We start from the raw sequence: 18,181 nt of genomic DNA, 5'->3' as shown, positions 1-18,181 counted from the left end.
ACGGACGCACGAACCGTATGAGCATGCATGGTTTCGGGCGGCGAGCCGACACGGGTCGTCGATCTTCACTCCGGCTCCCCGACCGTGCTCGTACGTCCGTGAAAGACATGACAACAATGGACAACCTCGTGGAACAACGTGTGAAACATGTGGAACATGGATTCGGACCGGTGTGGGACGGCACATCGCGCGTGCTGGTGCTGGGGTCGATGCCAAGCCCGAAATCGCGCGAGGAGTCGTTCTACTACATGCATCCGCGCAACCGGTTCTGGCCGGTGATGGAGGCGGTATTCGCCGATCCGGCCGATCCGACGGACATCGCGGGCGATACGCCGCAGTCGCGTCGCGGGTTCGCCCTGCGGCATCACGTCGCGTTGTGGGATGTGATCGCCTCGTGCGACATCATGGGCGCGTCCGACGCGAGCATCCGCAACGCCGTGCCGAACGATCCGACGTCGATCCTCGCCGCCGCGCCGATCGCTCGCATAATCACGACCGGCGCCAAGGCCGCGCAGCTGTATCGCCGTCTCATCGCGCCGACGTTGATGGCGAACGGCATCGACGTGCCAATGACGCCGCTGCCCTCGACCAGCCCGGCCAACGCCTCGATGAGTCTCGACCGCCTCATCGCCGTCTACCGTGAGGCGTTCATCCCATACTTGCCATGAATCCCGCATCGGCCACACGTTCACGGATGTCCTTGGCTATGGAGATGCACCGCGCACGGGCGATGCCGGCGCGTGTGCCGACCATCGTCAGATCATCAATCGTGATTCCCCGCCCTTTGCCGTTCACGGCGGTGGTATGTTCGCCGTTGATTCCGGGGTTTTCGGTCAGATCGTAGCCGGGAGACAGATGCCACTCCCCTTTGTCTCGGTCATACAGGTATGAGAAGTTCTTGGCATGATCATCCCGGTTGCCGATGAATACATTGAAGCACATCAGCCTGTAGAGACGCTCGCAGTCCTCCACGCTGTCGCACAGGCGCATGGTCAGCCGCATCAGCAGACCGTAATCGAGGTTGGCGAGACGGTGGGAGGTCTCCAACAATCCTCCGGCCGAAACCATATGGATCTTCGTTCGTGGACGGTTCGGCCCACCCACTCGGTCGAACCGCCGAGTACCGAAATACCCGGCGCACCGCTTCGATGGGAACAGCCGTGTTTCCGGCATGTCGATGCCGCAAGCGACCGCCAATCGGGAGATCGCATACTCCTGTTCGCCGATATTCGCGGGATCCATGGAGGACGGGAATTTGATGATCCATTCCTCGCCGTCAATTTCCGTCAGGATCTTGGGACGTGCGCCTCCGGACGAACCGCCGAGGGCGAACAGTGTGTCCAGACCATCCGAAAAATCCGTTTCCAACAGGCTGGCGCATTCCGCTGCTATGTCGTCCAGATCCGTCGGGAATACGCTGTCATCCATCGATGCGGCCGGCTCGTACTCAAGCGCTCCCATGCCGCCGGTGCCCACGATCGACAATCGGGTCAACGGGCCGACCGAGAACGGATCAATACCGCGTTTCCGTAGCATGCGATCGGTCAGCAATTCTCCCCAACCATTCGGCATGCTGTCGTCGAACACCCCGAACATGCCGTTGAGCGGGTCTCGCTTGGCCACGAACACGCCGGATCGCAGTGGCAGCGACAGAGGGCTGATGCTGAATCCGGCAGTCAGCCAATCATGGTCGTAGGCGAATGCCAATGTGCGGGACGGAGCCATCGTGAGCCATCCCACGGTCATCATTGTCCCAACGGCGCCTTGCGACACGCACGGTGGCGCGGTGTGGGTTTGCGTTCAAGTGTGGTTGAGGTGTTTCCATGGACGTGTTAGCGTTCACGGCCGGTTGCGATGGAGATACTCGATCGGCGCGTGGAACGCGGAACCGCAGGAGCTGCAAACGAAGGAGCATCAATGAAGTACCGCAATGTAGGCAAGTCCGGACTGAAGGTCAGCGAGGTCGCACTGGGAAGCTGGGTCACCCAGCTGACGAACGACGCGCAGCTGGACACGGCGCGAGACATCGTGCGTCTCGCCTATGAGTCCGGCGTCAACTTCTACGACTGCGCGGACGCTTACTCGGGCGGTGACGCCGAGCGCTTCCTCGGCGAGACGCTCAAGGCGTACCCGCGCAAGGAGCTGGTCATCTCCTCCAAGGTCTACTTCCCCACCGGCCCCGGCGTCAACGACCGCGGTCTGAGCCGCAAGCACATCTTCGAGAGCATCGACCAGACGCTGAGGAACATGCAGCTCGACTATCTCGATCTCTACTACTGCCACCGCTTCGACACGACGACCGATCTGACCGAGACGCTTCGCGCACTGAGCGACCTCGTCTCCCAGGGCAAGATTCTCTACTACGGCGTGTCCGAGGAGTGGGGATCCGCGCGCCTCGAGGAGGCCCAGCGCATCGTCGAGCGCTACAACCTGTACCCGATCACCGTGGTCCAGCCGCAGTACAACCTGCAGGACCGCTACATCGAGCACGAGATCATGGGCACCTGCCGCAAGCTCGGCATCGGCATCACCACGTTCTCGCCGCTCGCCCAGGGCCTGCTGACCGGCAAGTACCGCAAGGGCCAGCCGCTTCCGGCCGGTTCGCGCGCCACGTGGCAGCCTGACCACCAGATCAACGACCTGCTCACCGACGAGAACCTCGACAAGGTCGAACGTCTGCGCAAGGTCGCCGAGGAACTCGGCACGAACCTGCCGGTGCTGTCGATGGCGTGGATCCTGCAGCACCCGGAGATCAGCTGCGTGATCAACGGCGCCAGCAAGCCGAGTCAGCTGGAGAGCAATCTCAAGGCCGCGGGCTTCGTGATCCCGGCCGACGCGATGGCCGAGATCGACGCGATCACCGGATTCCACCGCTTCGAGCGCCACGTCGGCTGAGCACTCATTCTGCGATGTCCCGATGCATGGCATATCCGATCACGCGCCGAAATCGTCATCGCCTTGGGCTTCGGCCTTGGCAATGTCGGCTTCGGCGCGTTTCGCCGTATCGGCGATGAGCCGGTCATAGCCGGTGAGCGCCGCGAAGGGCATGAACTGCGCGGCCCGGTTGCGTCTCGACATCGGCGGATGCCTCCGGGAGACGTGATGAGGCAGTGCGATGATGTCGTCGTACCGATGGGTTTCAGTCAAAGCCATTGGCGCGATGCCCTCCGATCTGCTTGTTGCGTTCGATCCCGGTGGCGCCGGGTTCCATGTCCATCGCCTTGACGACGGCATTGCGCCCATACCTGTGTTTGATGGCGAGCATCGCACGCTGCATGTCCTCGATGCGATCGGCGCGTTCGGGACGGAGTGTCGGCGTACCGTCGGCGGTCCCGGAATCACCGCTTTCACGGGAATCCCCGCCGGCTCTCTCCGTGAAGTTACCGATCGAACCGACCAAGCCGACCGAAGCGCTCCCATCTCCATCCACGTCCGAGAACAGGTCAAGCTGCTCATACCGCTTTCCCGCAGCAAGATCGACGGGCGAGGCGAGGTCGACGGCGATCACCGTAAGACGTCGGACCAGCAGACCGGGATCGACGATGCGCCTGAACAGCGCGGTCATCGACCGGCGTATGCGCTCGGCTGAGGCGGTGTATTCCCCCAGTCCGATCTCCCCGGAGACGGGCTTGGGCACTCTGCGCCCATACCGGTCGATGGAGCATGGGCCCCGATAGTCCGTCGATGCACGTTCGGCGAGCCGCCGGAGACGAGGTTCGACGTCGTCGTCGAGCCGATTCGGGTCAAGACTACCGGAGTCGTATCCGACGGCGAGCATGATGCGGTTGGCGGCCACCCCCTTGCCGGTCAGGTCGAGGGCGAGCGCGTCGGCCATCTCCTTGACGATCAGCAGTGCGGTGGCGTGATCCGCCGGGCCGGTGAGCACCTGGCCGATGCTGGTGCTGTGCGTATCCGGCTCGTACGCCTTGATGTCGGCGATCGTGCATGGCTCCCACCCCCATGCGTGGTCGATGAGCAGTTCGGCATTGACGCCGAACATGCGGTAGAGCAGTTCCTCGTTGTAGTAGTCGGAGGCACGGCCAAGCGAGCACCGCGCGATGTCTCCCATCGTCATGAGACCGGCCTTCTCGAGCTTCCGCGCGTACCCCCGCCCGACGCGCCAGAAGTCGGTGAGCGGTCGATGCCCCCACAGCAGACGCCGGTAGCTCGCCTCGTCGAGTTCCGCCACGCGCACGCCGTCGTCGTCGGCAGGCATGTGCTTGGCGACGATGTCCATCGCGATCTTGGCGAGGTACAGATTGGTGCCGATGCCGGCGGTGGCCGTGATGCCAGTCCTCTCCAGAATCTCCGCGACGATGGTCCGGGCCATCTCGTGGGGCGTGCGACCGGAGGATCGCAGATACGGCGTGGCGTCGATGAAGACCTCATCCACCGAATAGACGTGGATGTGTTCGGGGGCCGCATATTCGAGGTAGATCGCGTAGATGTCCGCGCTGACCTGCAGATATCTGGCCATGCGGGGCATGGCGATGATCATCGACGCCTTGAATTCGGGATGACGCGCGAGTTCGGTCGCATCCCACGATTCACCGACGAAACGATGCCCCGGCGCCTTGAGCATCCGTTCCGCGTTGACCTGCGCAAGCCTCTGTTTGACGGCGAAGAGGCGATCGCGCCCGGGAATGCCGTACGCCTTGAGCGAGGGCGATACGGCCAAGCATATGGTCTTGTCGGTGCGCGTCTCGTCCGCCACGACCAGATGGGTGGTCAGCGGGTCGAGGTGGCGAGCGGCGCATTCGACCGAGGCGTAGAAGGACTTCAGATCGATGGCGATGTAGACGCGGCCGGACTCATCGGAGACGCCACCCATCGCCATCACCCGCTTTCACATGAGAACAAGCGGGCCGGCGCTGTTCGAGGGCCGGCCCGACAGGAAACCAACATCGAAACGATGCTCACCCCAGCATACCAAAAAGTCGAACATTTGTTCGACTCTGGCGTGTCGGGACGTGTCGGGAAGGAACACAACGGAATGCACCGGAAACGCGGTGAGGAGAAACGGGGGAACCTATGACAAGAATCGGCGATGGGCCGCGGCGGCGATGCGCGGAACGCACCCGATGTAGCCGGTAATTGGTAGGGTAAACACTTAGTGAACCCCCAGTTTGAGAAGGAGCTTTGGCTTGTCGGCTGAACTCGAAGACATTCATGAGGAATGTGGCATCTTCGGCGTATGGGGACACCCCGACGCCGCTCGACTCACCTACTTCGGACTCCACGCTTTGCAGCATCGCGGACAGGAGGGCGCCGGTATCGTATCGAACGATCACGGTCACCTCATCGGACACCGCGGACTGGGTCTGCTGACCCAGGTCTTCGGAGACGAGCGCGAGATCCAGCGTCTCAAGGGCGACCGCGCCATCGGCCACGTGCGGTACGCAACCGCCGGATCCGGCACCACGGACAACATCCAGCCGTTCATCTTCCGCTTCCACGACGGGGACGTGGCCCTGTGCCACAACGGCAACCTCACCAACTGCCCGTCCCTGCGCCGCAAGCTCGAGGACGAAGGCGCCATCTTCCACTCCAATTCGGATACGGAGGTGCTCATGCACCTCATCCGCCGCTCCCTGCAGCGCACCTTCATGGACAAGCTCAAGGAGGCGCTCAACACGGTCCACGGCGGCTTCGCCTACCTGCTGATGACCGAGAACGCGATGATCGGCGCGCTCGATCCGAACGGCTTCCGCCCGCTCTCCCTCGGCAAGATGAAGAACGGCGCCTACGTGCTGGCCTCCGAGACCTGCGCGCTCGACGTCGTCGGCGCCGAACTCGTGCGCAACATCCGTCCGGGCGAGATTGTCGTGGTCAACGAGCACGGCTACCGCATCGTGCAGTACACCAACAACACGCAGCTGGCGATCTGCTCGATGGAGTTCATCTACTTCGCCCGCCCCGACTCCGATATCTACGGCGTCAACGTCCACTCCGCCCGCAAGCGCATGGGCGCGAGGCTCGCCGCCGAGGCCGGCGTCGACGCGGACATGGTCATCGGCGTGCCGAACTCCTCGCTGTCGGCCGCATCCGGCTACGCCGAGGCGTCCGGACTACCCAACGAGATGGGCCTGATCAAGAACCAGTACGTGGCCCGCACGTTCATCCAGCCGACGCAGGAGCTGCGCGAGCAGGGCGTGCGCATGAAGCTGTCCGCCGTGCGCGGCGTGGTCAAGGGCAAGCGCGTCGTCGTCATCGACGATTCGATCGTGCGCGGCACCACCTCCAAGCGCATCGTCCAGCTGCTCAAGGAGGCCGGTGCGGCCGAGGTGCACATGCGCATCAGCTCCCCGCCGCTCAAGTACCCGTGCTTCTACGGCATCGACATCTCCACCACCCGCGAGCTCATCGCCGGACACAAGTCAGTGGAGGAGATCCGCCAGTACATCGGTGCCGACTCGCTCGCGTTCCTGTCGCTCGACGGTCTGATCGAATCGATCGGACTCAACGCCGACGCTCCGTACGGCGGCCTGTGCGTCGCCTACTTCAACGGCGACTACCCCACCGCGCTCGACGACTACGAGGCCGACTTCCTCAAGTCCCTCACGCCGGAGGACCGTGTGCGCCTGCCCGAGTTCGCGCTGTACAAGAGCAAGTACATCGGCAACGAGTACAACACCGTGCAGCCGCCCGTCGAGGACGCCAAGCACGGCGACGAGCCCGAGGACGCCCTCGTCTAGCGAGCACCGGATCGAATACCAGATTTCCAGAGAACCCTTCAGAGAACCCTCAAGAAAGGCCAACCCCAACATGCCAAAAGCATATGAGAACGCCGGCGTAAGCGTCGAAGCCGGATACGAAGTCGTCAACCGCATCAAGTCGCACGTCGCACGCACCGCCCGTCCGGGCGCCGGCGGAATCGGCGGCTTCGGCGGCCTGTTCGACCTCGCCTCCCTCGGTTACAAGGAGCCGGTGCTGGTCTCCGGAACCGACGGAGTGGGAACCAAGCTCATGGTCGCCAAGATGATGAACAAGCACGACACCATCGGCCAGGACTGCGTGGCCATGTGCGTCAACGACATCCTCGCCCAGGGCGCCGAGCCGCTGTTCTTCCTCGACTACATCGCCTGCGGCAAGAACGATCCGGCTCTGCTCGAGCAGGTCGTCAAGGGCGTGGCCGACGGCTGCGTCGACGCCGGCGCCGCGCTGGTCGGCGGCGAGACCGCCGAGATGCCCGACATGTACGACGCCGACGAGTACGACCTGGCCGGTTTCACGGTCGGCGTGGTCGAGAAGTCCAAGATCATCGACGGCACGAAGATCGCCGAAGGTGACGTGCTCATCGGCCTGCCCTCCTCCGGCATCCACTCCAACGGCTACTCGCTGGTGCGCAAGATCCTGTTCAAGGACCACGACCTGACCGTCGACTCCAAGCCCGAGGAGCTGGGCGGCGAGACGCTGGGAGAGGAGATTTTGAAGCCCACCCGCATCTACGCCAAGCCCTTGAAGCCGCTCTTCGCCGGCGACGACCTGCTGCACGGCGTCGCGCACATCACCGGCGGCGCGTTCGTCGAGAAGGTGCCGCGCATCATCCCCGAGGGTCTGGCCGCCGCGTTCGACATCACCAGCTGGGACGTGCCGCCGATCTTCCGCCTGCTGCAGAAGCTGGGCGAGGTGGACGAGCTCGAGATGTACAACATCTTCAACATGGGCATCGGCATGGTCCTTGTCGTCGAACCGAGCAAGGTCGCCGAGGTCGAGCGTCTGCTCGACGCGGAGAACGAGCGCCACTACACCGTCGGCAGGATCGTCAAGGACATCGACGGCACCCGCGTGCAGCTACACAAGGGTCTGTGACGCATCCGGAGCCTCCGGTTCGCGGATGACGGCATTCACACAACGTTTTCGATGAGGTTCCCCCGTAGAGGAGGAGCCTCATCGCATTGAAGCATCGGAAAGGACACAAGGACATCACCATGGGACAGAAGGTTCTCGTCATCGGCTCCGGCGCGCGCGAGCACGCCATCGCCCACGCGCTTCAGCGCGGCGGAAGCGTCGAGGAGGTGACCGTCGCCCCCGGCAACCCGGGCATGGAGCTCGACGGCATCCGCACCACGCACATCGACCAGTCGAACCACGCGGCGCTGATCGAATTCATGAAGGACAACGACTACGACTGGGCGTTCGTCGGCCCGGAGGTGCCGCTCATCGAAGGAATCGTCGACGACTTCGCCGCCGCCGGACTCAAGGCGTTCGGACCGAACAAGGCCGCCGCCCAGATCGAGGGTTCCAAGGACTTCGCCAAGCAGCTCATGGAGCGCCACGGCATCCCCACCGCGAAGTATGCGACCTTCGACGCGCTCGAGCCGGCCGTCTCCTACGTGCGCGAGCACGGCGCTCCGATCGTCGTCAAGGCCGACGGTCTGGCCGCAGGCAAGGGCGTCACCGTCGCCATGGACGAGGACACCGCCGTCGCCGCGCTCGACGACATCTTCATCGATCATCGTTTCGGCTCCGCCGGTGCGAAGGTCGTCATCGAGGACTTCCTCGAAGGTCAGGAGTTCTCCCTGATGAGCTTCGTCAGCGGCACCAGGTTCTGGCCGATGCCGATCTCCCAGGATCACAAGCGCGCCTACGACGGCGACAAGGGACCGAACACCGGCGGCATGGGCGCCTACAGCCCGGTGCCGCAGATCCCGCAGGAGGTCGTCGATCAGGCGATCGAGACGATCGTGCGCCCCACCGTCGAAGCCATGGCCGAGGAGGGCACGCCGTTCACCGGCATCCTGTACGCAGGTCTCATCGCCACCGCCGACGGCCCGAAGGTCATCGAGTTCAACGCCCGCTTCGGCGATCCCGAAACCGAGGTCGTCCTGCCGAAGCTCACCTCCGATCTGGGACGCGGCATCGCCGACATTCTCGTCGGGGAATCCCCCGAGTTCACTTGGGACGACGAGAACGCCACGCTCGGCGTCGTGCTCGCCGCCGACGGCTATCCGACGCACGTCGTCAAGGGCGCGTCCATCCCGTCCATCCCGGTCGACGACTCCTCGCACGTCTACTACGCCGGCGTCTCGCGCGGCGAGGACGGTGGGCTCGTCGCCTCCTCCGGACGCGTGCTCCTCGTCGAGACCACCGCCGCGGACATCAAGGCCGCGCAGGACAAGGTCTACGCGATCATCGACGCACTCGACACGACGGGCATGTTCTACCGCCACGACATCGGCGCCAAGGCACTGAACGCGTGATGATGGAGCGCTGACCGCCGGAGACCATGACGGTATGGGCGGTAACAGGCGGATGACGACAAACGGGGTTTGCGGACTTGTGACACAGTCCGCAAACCCCGTTTGTCGTCGAATTTACGGTTCAAGGCACCGGGCGATGCCATCGCGAGGGCATCACGGATGTTCCTTGCGGAGGTGGCGTGCCACAACGTGGTTCCCGCTGCGTGCGCATGCGGCAACCGTCACGGCAGGCTCATGAAATCGGTGTCCTTCAGGTAGTTGTTGCCGTCGGTGATGTCGTATTGGATGAGCTTGTAGTCGGCGAGGAGCTGCTTGGTCTCCTCATCGAAATCACTCTCCGCCATCGGGTTGCCGGCGTGGTCGAGGTAGATCGACTGGCCTTCGGGGATGCGGTCCCAGCCCTGGATCTTGTTGACGACCGGCGGTTCCATCGCGGCGATCTTCTCATGCATCTCGGTCAGGAACGCCAGATAGGGCGAGACCTTCGCGTCCATGTGCTCGGCCGCCTGCGCCACGAAGAAGTTCGGCGAGGAGTAGGCCGCGTTGTTGATCTTCACGCCCTGCGAATCGGACGCCTTGTTCGACCAGATGAAGTAGTCGGTCAGATGCAGGGCAAGAGAGTTGTTGTCGTCCTCGCTGGCGGACGAGTAGATGCCGGGCAGGTGATCGCCGTAGAAGACCACGGTGACCGGCTTGTCGAGCTTGTCGAGCTTGTCGAGGAAGTCGGCGGTGGCCTCGTCGGTGATCGCCTGGCCCTTCTGGTACGTTTCGATCGACTCCTGCTCGTCCTTGCCGAGCGGCTCGCCGGTGGTGGATTCGGCGGTGAAGTCGTTGTCCTTGTACCACTCGTGGTAGGGCATGTGGTTCTGCATGGTGATGACCTGCAGGAACTGGTTGGAGTCGGTCTTCTCGACCTCCTCCAGCGTGCTCTGGTAGGTGGCGGCGTCGGAGACGTACGGACTGTCGTCGATCCTATCCTGATGGGAGATGACGTCCGGTCCGGTGAGCGTGTAGAAGTGCGAGAAGCCGAACTTCTTGTAATTCGTGGCCCGCGAGTACATCGACGACTCGTACGGGTGCAGACCGATCGAGTTCTTCGCGGCGCCCCACATCTGGTTGATGGTCGGCGTCCAGTGCTCGCCGGGCACGAGCTGCTGGTAGGGGCTGGTCAGGGACGAGTCGAAGTTCGCCATCGACAGGCCGGTCAGGCCCATGTACTCGAGGTTCGCGGTGCCACCGCCGTAGCCGGACGAGAGCATGAGCCCGGAGGTGGTGCCCTCCTTGATCGCACGGATCTTCGGCATCGAATCCTTGTTGACCTTAAGCCCGGGCACACGGGAGGTGTCGGAGAACGATTCGGACAGCACGTAGATCACGGTCGAATCGGTCAGACTGGACTTGCGGGAGGCGTTGATCTGTTTCGCGGCCTTCTCGTAGCGCGCGACGACCTGCTTCATCGTCTCCTCGGAATAATCGGACGGCTTGTCCATCGCCTTCGGATTGACCTGACGCATGAACGCGACGAGCGGGCCGTTGCGCTGCGCGTCGTAGACGGAATCCCACATCGAGGGCTTGTCGCCCATCACGGTGGCAAGGCTCTTCGCCCATGAGCCGACGGTGCTCACCTGCATCGCGTACAGGCCGAAGAACAGGCCGGGCACGAGGATGAGCAGCAGTCGCGCGATCGCGTTGATCGACTTCGATTGACGGTCCGAACCGCGGAACATACGGCCTCGACGAGCGTCGATTCGATTGAGGAACACGAACAGCCCGACGAACACCGCGAACACCGCGATGGCCAGCAGGATCGTCCAATGCGCGCCGGCCGGCATGAATCCCATGAGGTTGCCGGCGTCCGCCTTGAGGAAGTTCAGGTCGGACGGCAGGATCGCCTCGTATCGGATCGAGATCTTGAAATGCTCGATGACCGCGACGACGATGGCGGCCGCAACGAGCACCGGAGTCGCGATCCAGAACCGGTTGAACAGCATGAGCAGCGCCAGATACAGCACGCCGACCAGCAGGACGTTGAGCAGGAAGACGAAGTTCGGACCGTGCACGTTGAACATCTTGCCGACGAAGTCCCAGCCGACGTCCGGGCTGGAAAGCGTCACGCGGGAGGAGGCGCCGAGACTCACGCCGACCTCGAGGATCGCCACGGCGGCGATGTCGAAGAGGATGAACAGCACGCCGTACAACCAGCCGGGGAACTCCCTGGAACGGAGCCCTGCGCCCGCGACGTTGCTCCCACGCGTCATGTCACCCATCGTTTCCGCGTCCGATTGCTGCTTCATACTGCCCGTTCCACTCCTACGTTCGGTTGCCGTTTCCGTTCATGGCCGTTCATATGTGTATGTGGTCATGCCCCCACATGGCATGACGGAACCGTGCGACGACGCCGCACGGCATGGTTCACCTGTTGTCCAGTCGCATATTGTCTTCCGTTAACCTTGGAAAAGCCAAAGAGCTAACGGTTTCCACACGTTTTCTCAACCATTCACTCTAACGGAAAGGGTGCCTCGGGCCATCCCCGAGACACCCTGATTCATGCGGGCCTTCCCCTGATATTCGGCTGCGGCCCCTTCCCGATCCGCTCTTCCGCAATTACCTCACTACTTCACGGCGGAGGCGAAATCGTCGACGAGCGCGCTCATCCAGTCGAGCAGATCATCGTATTCCTGCGGCATCTGCTCGGTCAGTTCGATGACCGGCACGTTCCCCTCCTTGGCTGCGGAGGTGATCTGATCGGTGGTGGAGTTGGCCTCCTGCGAGTTGAAGACCAGCGCCTTGATGGACTTGCCGTCCTTCAGCGCGTCCTGGAACGCCTTGATGTCGGCTGCGGACGGTTCGCTCTCGTTGGCCGACGCCTGCGCGTATCCGGTCGGCGTGGCGTCCTTCATGCCGAGGTCGTCGGCCAGATACCAGGCGACCGATTCGGTGGCGGCGTACGGCAGGTCCTTGGTCTTGGCCGAGGTCTCCTTGATCTTGCTCTCGAGCTCGTCCTCCTTGTCATGCCACTGCTTGTTGAGCTCCGCGTAGGCGTCCTTGTTGTCGGGATCGGCCTTCTGGTAGGCGGCGGTGATCGCGTCGGCGGTGGAATCGCGCACATCGGCGGAGAACCACACGTGCGGGTTGTCGCCCTCCTTGATGCCGGCGGTCTCGGCGGCGTCCACCAGCGTGGCGTCGGTGGATTCGGCGGCCTTCGACGCCCACGGGTCGTAGTCGGCGCCGTTGACGACGGCCACCTTCGCGGAGCCGAACTTGGCGACGTCCTGCGCGGTGGGCTCGTAGTCGTGGGCCTCCACATCGGTCTTGGTCATGATGTTGGTGACCTCGACGTGGTCGCCGCCGAGGTCGCGGGCGAGCGAGCCCCACTGGTTGATCGAGGCGACGACCTCGATCCTGCCGCTCGCGGCGGCATCGGACTTGGCGGAGTCGGCCGCGTTTCCGGCGGAGGCGGATGATCCGGATCCGCATGCCGCCACCGAGAACAGTGCGGCGGAAGCGACGACGAGCGCGAGCGCGCGCTTGGCTTTGGACATGACAGTCATGATGCGTTCCTCTCTATTGCACCTGCAATGACATCTTTCGCGATCGGTCCAGACTGGGGCCTGGAGGCCTAGGGTCCAAGGACCCCTGAGGCCTGAGACAGGCCGTTCGGTCTTCCCTCAACCGGTCACCAACACGACAGCATAACACGTATTGAGAATTATTATCATTTGCGTTAGTAATCGGCGTGTCCCATAGGAGTCCTATAGGAGAACACGCCGTCAGACCGACTCGACGACGTCCTCCGACCTCACCACCAGATCATCGAGCGACACATCGTGCGCATCCTCGTACACCACGGCACCGCGAGCCGCCACGGCGCGGACGATCTCGCGGCAGCGGCATTCGCCGACCGCATCGACATGGCGCGTGAGGCAGCCGGCGCCGACCACGGGAAGCTGCAGCACATGCGAGGCCTCGTGAATCAGACGTACGACCACGGCACCCGTGGAACGATCGTCGAAGACACCCTCTTCCCCCACGCCATACATGCACAGGCGATCGTCATCGAAGAACCGCTCCTCGAATTCATCCAATCCGACGACATCGGCGATAGCGGCGACACGCATCGCCTCGCCCCATGCGTCCAGCCGGAAGGAGTCCTCGAGATACTGCATCACCGGCACCGCCTCCATGCCGACGGGCAGGACGATCAGGAACGCGTCGGTACGGTCGCGCAATTGCCCAAGCGTCCGACCGGCGTCATGCTTGACCGAGCACGACAGGCAGCAGTCGTCCACAGGCAACGTCTCCGACCCGCCGATCCGGACGCCATCCACACCCGCGTACGAGACGCTGCGCACGAGAACGATCCCAGATTCGGCGGCTTCGTCCGGACGCACGTCGTAGACGATGGAACAGACCGATGGATGCGAGTCGACCAGCGAGAAGACCGCCGCGTCAAGACTCAGCCTGTCGGCGCCGGTGAGCAACACCACCGGAGTGAAGCCTTCGACGTTTCCGGCCTCGTTTTCCCCATATCCCAGCGATGGATGAATCATGCGTTTTCCTTTCACGACACACGTTTGTTGATAATGATTATCATTATGGTACACTCGTGGACATGCCCAAACAATGTCAACTGCTGGGCACGCATGCCTCCACAGGCAACACCGTGTCCCATTCGCATAGGAAAACCCGCAGAACCTTCAGCCCGAACCTGCAATCCAAGCGGTATTGGGTTCCCTCGCAGGGGCGCTACGTCACACTGACGGTCAGCGCGAAAGGCATGAAGACCATCGACCGCATCGGCATCGAAGCGGCCCTGGCACGCATCGAACGCCGCGCGTCACACGGACGCTGAACCCGCGACGGCAACCAACCGACGATCACGTCCGCAGAACCACACCAACGAAAGCGACAACCATGTCAAGCAAATCATCGGAGATCCGACCGGTCATCACCCTTAAGTCAACGGCGGGGACCGGCTTCACCTACACGACCCGCAAGAACCGACGCAACACGCCGGACCGACTCGAACTGCTGAAGTTCGATCCGGTGGCACGCAGGCGAGTCGTCTTCCGGGAAACCCGATAAGAAGACCCCATCCCGTCTCCATATCCGCCACGCCGTCGTTTCTTAGGCAGATTCTGCGTTTCCTAGGCACATCCGCCGTGGAACGCATACGCAAAACCGCACGAATACAGCCATCGGCCGTGCGTGACACGACGGCAAGGTGCCTAAGTAACGAAAAATCTGCCTAAGAAATGAATCCACCCATTCCCGAGGAGCATCACAGTGGCCAAAACCAGCAAAATCAACCGACAACTGCAACGCGAGCGCATGGTCGCCAAGTTCGCGGAGCGACGCGCGCAGTACAAGCACGACAGCGTCGACCCGCACCTGACGGCCGAGGAACGCGCCGAGGCGATGCGCAAGCTACACGCCCTGCCGCGTGACGCCAGCCCCACCAGACTGCGCAACCGCGATTCCATCGACGGCCGCCCCCGCGGCTTCAACCGCAAATTCGGGCTGTCGCGCATCAACCTGCGCGAAAAGGCGCACAAGGGCGAACTGCCCGGCGTCACCAAATCCAGCTGGTGATCCGCCGCACGACCGCGAGCGAAGGCTCGCCCGGCAGCTTCGGATACACCAGCACAACAACGAAAGATATGACATGAAACAGGGAATCCATCCCATATATGATCACGTGGTCTTCTACGACCGCTCCGCCGACAAGTATTTCCTCACGCGATCCACACTGGCGGCCAAGGCGGCAAGCCTGCCCACCATCGAGTGGGAGGACGGCAACACCTATCCGCTGGTGAACGTGGAGGTCTCCAGATACAGCCATCCGTTCTACACCGGCAGGAACGTCGTGCTCGACACGGCAGGACAGGTGCAGAAATTCAACGCACGGTACGGACGGAAATAACCGCATCCACCACCAACCCAATAGGAACACATATGAAAGTCAAGGCATCGATTCGCTCGCTGGCGCGCAAGGACGGCTCCGTCATCGTGCGCAGGCGCGGGCATCTGTACGTCATCAACAAGAAGAACCCCCGATGGAAAGCGAGGCAAGGCTGATGGCACTGCCGAAAGTAAGGAAGTCACGCGCGAACACGCGCACACGCCGATCCCAGTGGAAGGCGCAGGCACCGCAGCTCGCCACGGTGACGACCCCCGAAGGCGAGACGGTACAGGTTCCGCAGAACCTCGCCGCAGCCGTGCGCAAAGGATACGTGAAACCGTAAGGGCAAAGCCTCGTCCGCACGGTTTCCCAACAACACCAATCAGAGAAATCAAAGAACCAGAGAAACAAGTAGAAAGAAGGACCGACATGACCGATCAGAACACCAGTCAGCCGGGCCCTAACACCAATCACAACACCAATCACAACATCCAGACGGACACCGCCCCGGCCGTCGACGGAACCGCACGCCGCAACGGCACGGTCAACGTCATCGTCGCGTTCATCGTCGGCGCGCTGCTCGCCGGGCTCATCGCGGGAGCCGTGGCGTTCCTGCGGCCAAACGAGGCATCCTCGAACGGAGCCGGAGGTAACGCGACCGCAGCGTCGGCCGGCGCCAAGGACTCCTGCGACACGACATTCACGGTGGTCGCCTCGGTGAATCAGTGGGGTTCGCTTGCCAAGCAACTCGGCGGCTCCTGTGCCGAAGTCACCTCGCTGATCAACTCGACCTCCGCCGATCCGCACGACTATGAGGCGACCGCCGCCGACCTGGCCAAGCTCGCCAAGGCCGATGTGGTCGTGCTCAACGGCGCCGGATACGACGGCTGGGCCGAGAAGGCGCAGCTGGACGAGAACAGGCAGCGCATCGTCAACGTGGGCGACCTCATGGGCATCACCGCCACCGAGGAGCACTCCCACGAGCACGAAGAGGGCGGCGAAGGCGAGGAAGGTCATCACCACCATCACCACGGCTCCACGAACCCCCACGTGTGGTTCAGCCCCGAAGCCGTGCTGAAGGCCGCCGAGGCGATCAACGACGCCTACGTCGCCGAGGCCGGAGAGAACTCGAAGACCGCCGCCACCGTGCAGCGTCACTTCAACGAGTGGAACGGTGAATACGCCGACTTCGTCGCCCTCGTGAACAAGGGCCGCGCCGCGGGAGTCGAACGCAACTACGTGGCGACCGAGTCGATCATCAGCTACCTGCTTGATTACATCGGTGCGACCGACAAGACCCCCGAAACCTACACCAACGCGATGAACAGCGAGGCCGAGCCCTCCGCGGCCGATCTGAAGAGCGCGATGGACACCGTGGCCGGCGACGATGTGGACATCCTCGTCGTCAACCCGCAGGAGATGGGCGGCTTCGCCAAGAAGCTCAACGAAGCCGCGATCTCCAGCAACAAGACGATCATCTCCGCCACCGAGCAGTTGCCCGAGAACCAGAAGACGTTGCTCGGATGGCTCACCCTGATCGCCAAGCAGGCGCTGGCGACCGACACCACGAACGGCTTCTTCCTCACGCAGGACGTCAAGGACCGCACCCTGTCCGATTACGAGGGCGAATGGCAGTCGGTGTACCCGTTCCTCAAGGACGGCACGCTCGACACGGTGATGGAGGCGAAGGCCAAGAAGGGCGACATGACCGCCGAGGAGTACAAGCAGTACTACGACACCGGATACAAGACCGACGTAGAGAAGATCGTCATCACGGGCAACCAGATGAGCTTCACCCGCGGCGGCAAGACCGCGACCGCGACCTACAAGTACGACGGATTCAGGATCCTCGACTACGCGAAGGGCAACCGCGGCGTGCGCTTCCTGTTCACCGCCATCGGCGACGTGCCAGAGGGCGCGCCGAAGGTCGTGCAGTTCTCCGATCACGGTATCGCACCGGGCAAGTCCGCCCACTTCCACATCTTCATGGGTGACTCCTCGCAGGAGGAGACCCTGAAGGAGATGGACAACTGGCCCACCTACTACCCGGCGTCCATGAGCAAGGAGGAAGTGGCCACCGAAATGCTGGCTCACTAATCCTCCATCCCAAGCAATCATTGGTGCAAAGTTCCCCGCATATCGATGCGTATCGTCGGTATGCGGGGAACACGCATATTTCCGGCTCTTCGGCATACGCACGATGACTTCATGCGAATGATGCCGATTCTGCTGTTCGGTACGATTATCGCCTCCATCATGCGCACCGGATTGTCGTCACTGACCAGCGAATCGAACAGACTCGATGACGCCAGCGCCATAGTGCTGATTCTGGTAGCAATGGGACTCGCATTCCTATGCTCGCTGTGCTCCACGTCCGATGCGGTGATCGCCGCCAGCATGACCGGCGTACTGCCGGTCTCCGCCATGCTCGCTTTCCTGATCTTTGGCGCGGTGCTGCTATTTGTGTTGACGATTGCAGCATGGCTCGGTCTGTTTCATACCACGGAGCGTGCGTCATTGCGTGCGTCATTGCGGTTGTTGGTGGCACTGATCATTCCGGCACTGCTGATCGCCGTGCCGTTCCAGCCCATCAGCGGCAGCGGCGGCTTCGACGAGTACGCCGGTGGCCGTGCCATCGCTATCCCGCGCAGTTCACACAAGCCCGAGGGAGCCTCGCAACTGCACGGACTCGATGCAGCGAAGAAAACCATCACGATTAGCGATGATGAGTTCGGCTCATGGTTTGAACAAATCGACCATAATCCGCAGCGTTACGTCGACTACCATGTGCGGGTCACCGGGTTTGTGAGCAAGTCGCGCACGTTCGATGCGGACGAGTTCGAACTGTCACGCCAGTTCATGTCCTGCTGCATTCTCGACATGTCCCCGTTCGGATTCATGGCCAGCTCTGGCAAAACCGGCACTCTGCACAACCACGACTGGGTCAGCGTTGACGCCGTCATCAAGCAGGGTAGATACGGTTCCGCCGGCCACGAGCGCCAGGGGCTGATATTGCGGGTCCAGTCGGTCAGTAAAGCCGCAACCGCCCCGAACGGCTACTTCTACTGGCAGTAGC

At 62.7% G+C, this 18,181-nt stretch carries 19 protein-coding genes; 13 read left to right on the top strand and 6 right to left on the bottom strand.

From position 1 onward, the window contains the following. The first annotated feature begins 140 nt into the window (after positions 1–140). Entirely contained in the window at positions 141–668 is a 528-nt protein-coding gene (locus BW11_RS07475) for a DNA-deoxyinosine glycosylase (RefSeq protein WP_375137648.1), read from the top strand. On the opposite strand, the gene BW11_RS07470 is transcribed toward BW11_RS07475, so the two are convergent. Next, positions 649–1,746, bottom strand: a complete 1,098-nt coding sequence (locus tag BW11_RS07470; RefSeq protein WP_258184590.1) for a type II toxin-antitoxin system HipA family toxin — start codon at positions 1,744–1,746, stop codon at positions 649–651. The genes BW11_RS07475 and BW11_RS07470 overlap by 20 nt on opposite strands. Positions 1,747–1,917: 171 nt before the next feature. On the opposite strand from BW11_RS07470, the gene BW11_RS07465 reads away from it, so the two are divergent. Continuing rightward, positions 1,918–2,895: an aldo/keto reductase family protein gene (locus BW11_RS07465; protein WP_140445135.1), complete on the top strand. Its 978-nt coding sequence runs from the start codon at positions 1,918–1,920 to the stop codon at positions 2,893–2,895. Positions 2,896–2,934: 39 nt separating this feature from the next. Here BW11_RS07465 and BW11_RS07460 read toward each other — a convergent pair whose 3' ends face one another. Both BW11_RS07460 and BW11_RS07455 read right to left on the bottom strand, forming a co-directional pair. Continuing rightward, positions 2,935–3,153, bottom strand: a complete 219-nt coding sequence (locus tag BW11_RS07460; RefSeq protein WP_043167092.1) for a hypothetical protein — start codon at positions 3,151–3,153, stop codon at positions 2,935–2,937. Further along, positions 3,140–4,837: a type VI secretion protein ImpB gene (locus BW11_RS07455; RefSeq protein ID WP_140445136.1), complete on the bottom strand. Its 1,698-nt coding sequence runs from the start codon at positions 4,835–4,837 to the stop codon at positions 3,140–3,142. Before BW11_RS07455 ends, BW11_RS07460 begins: the two co-directional genes overlap by 14 nt. Positions 4,838–5,144: 307 nt before the next feature. On the opposite strand from BW11_RS07455, the gene purF reads away from it, so the two are divergent. The 3 genes from purF (at position 5,145) to purD (ending at position 9,203) form a co-directional block, all read left to right on the top strand. Further along, the gene (gene purF, locus BW11_RS07450; RefSeq protein WP_052119266.1) at positions 5,145–6,695 is read left to right on the top strand and encodes an amidophosphoribosyltransferase; all 1,551 of its coding nucleotides are present in this window, start codon (positions 5,145–5,147) and stop codon (positions 6,693–6,695) included. A 70-nt stretch (positions 6,696–6,765) separates the two neighbouring features. Then, positions 6,766–7,812: a phosphoribosylformylglycinamidine cyclo-ligase gene (gene purM / locus BW11_RS07445; protein ID WP_140445137.1), complete on the top strand. Its 1,047-nt coding sequence runs from the start codon at positions 6,766–6,768 to the stop codon at positions 7,810–7,812. Between the two features lie 119 nt (positions 7,813–7,931). After that, complete coding sequence (gene purD / locus BW11_RS07440) at positions 7,932–9,203, top strand: phosphoribosylamine--glycine ligase (RefSeq protein WP_140445138.1); 1,272 nt, start codon at positions 7,932–7,934, stop codon at positions 9,201–9,203. Positions 9,204–9,424: 221 nt separating this feature from the next. Here purD and BW11_RS07435 read toward each other — a convergent pair whose 3' ends face one another. The 3 genes from BW11_RS07435 to BW11_RS07425 form a co-directional block, all read right to left on the bottom strand. Next, positions 9,425–11,470: an LTA synthase family protein gene (locus BW11_RS07435; RefSeq protein WP_258184591.1), complete on the bottom strand. Its 2,046-nt coding sequence runs from the start codon at positions 11,468–11,470 to the stop codon at positions 9,425–9,427. A 345-nt stretch (positions 11,471–11,815) separates the two neighbouring features. Next, positions 11,816–12,754 carry a metal ABC transporter solute-binding protein gene (locus tag BW11_RS07430; RefSeq protein WP_140445140.1) on the bottom strand — a complete coding sequence of 313 codons (939 nt, stop codon included), beginning with the start codon at positions 12,752–12,754 and terminating at the stop codon, positions 11,816–11,818. Between the two features lie 219 nt (positions 12,755–12,973). Continuing rightward, positions 12,974–13,807 carry a hypothetical protein gene (locus BW11_RS07425; RefSeq protein WP_258184584.1) on the bottom strand — a complete coding sequence of 278 codons (834 nt, stop codon included), beginning with the start codon at positions 13,805–13,807 and terminating at the stop codon, positions 12,974–12,976. 8 nt (positions 13,808–13,815) lie between these two features. Between BW11_RS07425 and rpmB the strand changes: the two genes are divergently transcribed. The 8 genes from rpmB (at position 13,816) to BW11_RS07385 (ending at position 18,180) form a co-directional block, all read left to right on the top strand. After that, positions 13,816–14,055: a 50S ribosomal protein L28 gene (gene rpmB / locus BW11_RS07420; RefSeq protein WP_043167117.1), complete on the top strand. Its 240-nt coding sequence runs from the start codon at positions 13,816–13,818 to the stop codon at positions 14,053–14,055. Between the two features lie 62 nt (positions 14,056–14,117). Then, complete coding sequence (rpmG, locus tag BW11_RS07415) at positions 14,118–14,288, top strand: 50S ribosomal protein L33 (protein WP_140445141.1); 171 nt, start codon at positions 14,118–14,120, stop codon at positions 14,286–14,288. 201 nt (positions 14,289–14,489) lie between these two features. Beyond that, positions 14,490–14,795, top strand: a complete 306-nt coding sequence (gene rpsN / locus BW11_RS07410; RefSeq protein WP_043167078.1) for a 30S ribosomal protein S14 — start codon at positions 14,490–14,492, stop codon at positions 14,793–14,795. 73 nt (positions 14,796–14,868) lie between these two features. Beyond that, positions 14,869–15,126 carry a type B 50S ribosomal protein L31 gene (locus BW11_RS07405; protein ID WP_107041511.1) on the top strand — a complete coding sequence of 86 codons (258 nt, stop codon included), beginning with the start codon at positions 14,869–14,871 and terminating at the stop codon, positions 15,124–15,126. Positions 15,127–15,158: 32 nt separating this feature from the next. Beyond that, a complete protein-coding gene (gene ykgO / locus BW11_RS07400) occupies positions 15,159–15,281 on the top strand; it encodes a type B 50S ribosomal protein L36 (protein WP_043167076.1) in 123 nt (40 codons plus the stop codon). Next, a complete protein-coding gene (gene rpmF / locus BW11_RS07395; RefSeq protein ID WP_140445142.1) occupies positions 15,281–15,448 on the top strand; it encodes a 50S ribosomal protein L32 in 168 nt (55 codons plus the stop codon). The genes ykgO and rpmF overlap by 1 nt, the downstream gene beginning before the upstream one ends. A gap of 86 nt (positions 15,449–15,534) precedes the next feature. Beyond that, a complete protein-coding gene (locus BW11_RS07390) occupies positions 15,535–17,202 on the top strand; it encodes a metal ABC transporter solute-binding protein, Zn/Mn family (RefSeq protein ID WP_140445143.1) in 1,668 nt (555 codons plus the stop codon). A 45-nt stretch (positions 17,203–17,247) separates the two neighbouring features. After that, positions 17,248–18,180, top strand: a complete 933-nt coding sequence (locus BW11_RS07385) for a TIGR03943 family putative permease subunit (protein WP_308810578.1) — start codon at positions 17,248–17,250, stop codon at positions 18,178–18,180. Position 18,181: the final 1 nt, after the last annotated feature.

Origin of the sequence: Bifidobacterium sp. UTCIF-38 (assembly GCF_006454495.1) — a bacterium.
Taxonomy (GTDB): domain Bacteria; phylum Actinomycetota; class Actinomycetes; order Actinomycetales; family Bifidobacteriaceae; genus Bifidobacterium; species Bifidobacterium callitrichos.
This window is presented reverse-complemented; position numbering and strand designations above follow the sequence as displayed.

Bases quoted from the DNA above. Each gene is read 5' to 3' on its own strand.
- rpmB (WP_043167117.1), top strand. From the start codon at position 13,816: ATGCCCAAACAATGTCAACTGCTGGGCACGCATGCCTCCACAGGCAAC.
- BW11_RS07455 (WP_140445136.1), bottom strand. From the start codon at position 4,837: ATGGCGATGGGTGGCGTCTCCGATGAGTCCGGCCGCGTCTACATCGCC.
- BW11_RS07430 (WP_140445140.1), bottom strand. From the start codon at position 12,754: ATGACTGTCATGTCCAAAGCCAAGCGCGCGCTCGCGCTCGTCGTCGCT.
- rpmF (WP_140445142.1), top strand. From the start codon at position 15,281: ATGGCACTGCCGAAAGTAAGGAAGTCACGCGCGAACACGCGCACACGC.
- purD (WP_140445138.1), top strand. From the start codon at position 7,932: ATGGGACAGAAGGTTCTCGTCATCGGCTCCGGCGCGCGCGAGCACGCC.
- BW11_RS07460 (WP_043167092.1), bottom strand. From the start codon at position 3,153: ATGGCTTTGACTGAAACCCATCGGTACGACGACATCATCGCACTGCCT.
- ykgO (WP_043167076.1), top strand. From the start codon at position 15,159: ATGAAAGTCAAGGCATCGATTCGCTCGCTGGCGCGCAAGGACGGCTCC.
- rpmG (WP_140445141.1), top strand. From the start codon at position 14,118: ATGTCAAGCAAATCATCGGAGATCCGACCGGTCATCACCCTTAAGTCA.
- BW11_RS07465 (WP_140445135.1), top strand. From the start codon at position 1,918: ATGAAGTACCGCAATGTAGGCAAGTCCGGACTGAAGGTCAGCGAGGTC.
- BW11_RS07385 (WP_308810578.1), top strand. From the start codon at position 17,248: ATGCGTATCGTCGGTATGCGGGGAACACGCATATTTCCGGCTCTTCGG.
- BW11_RS07435 (WP_258184591.1), bottom strand. From the start codon at position 11,470: ATGGGTGACATGACGCGTGGGAGCAACGTCGCGGGCGCAGGGCTCCGT.
- purM (WP_140445137.1), top strand. From the start codon at position 6,766: ATGCCAAAAGCATATGAGAACGCCGGCGTAAGCGTCGAAGCCGGATAC.
- BW11_RS07470 (WP_258184590.1), bottom strand. From the start codon at position 1,746: ATGACCGTGGGATGGCTCACGATGGCTCCGTCCCGCACATTGGCATTC.
- BW11_RS07405 (WP_107041511.1), top strand. From the start codon at position 14,869: ATGAAACAGGGAATCCATCCCATATATGATCACGTGGTCTTCTACGAC.
- BW11_RS07390 (WP_140445143.1), top strand. From the start codon at position 15,535: ATGACCGATCAGAACACCAGTCAGCCGGGCCCTAACACCAATCACAAC.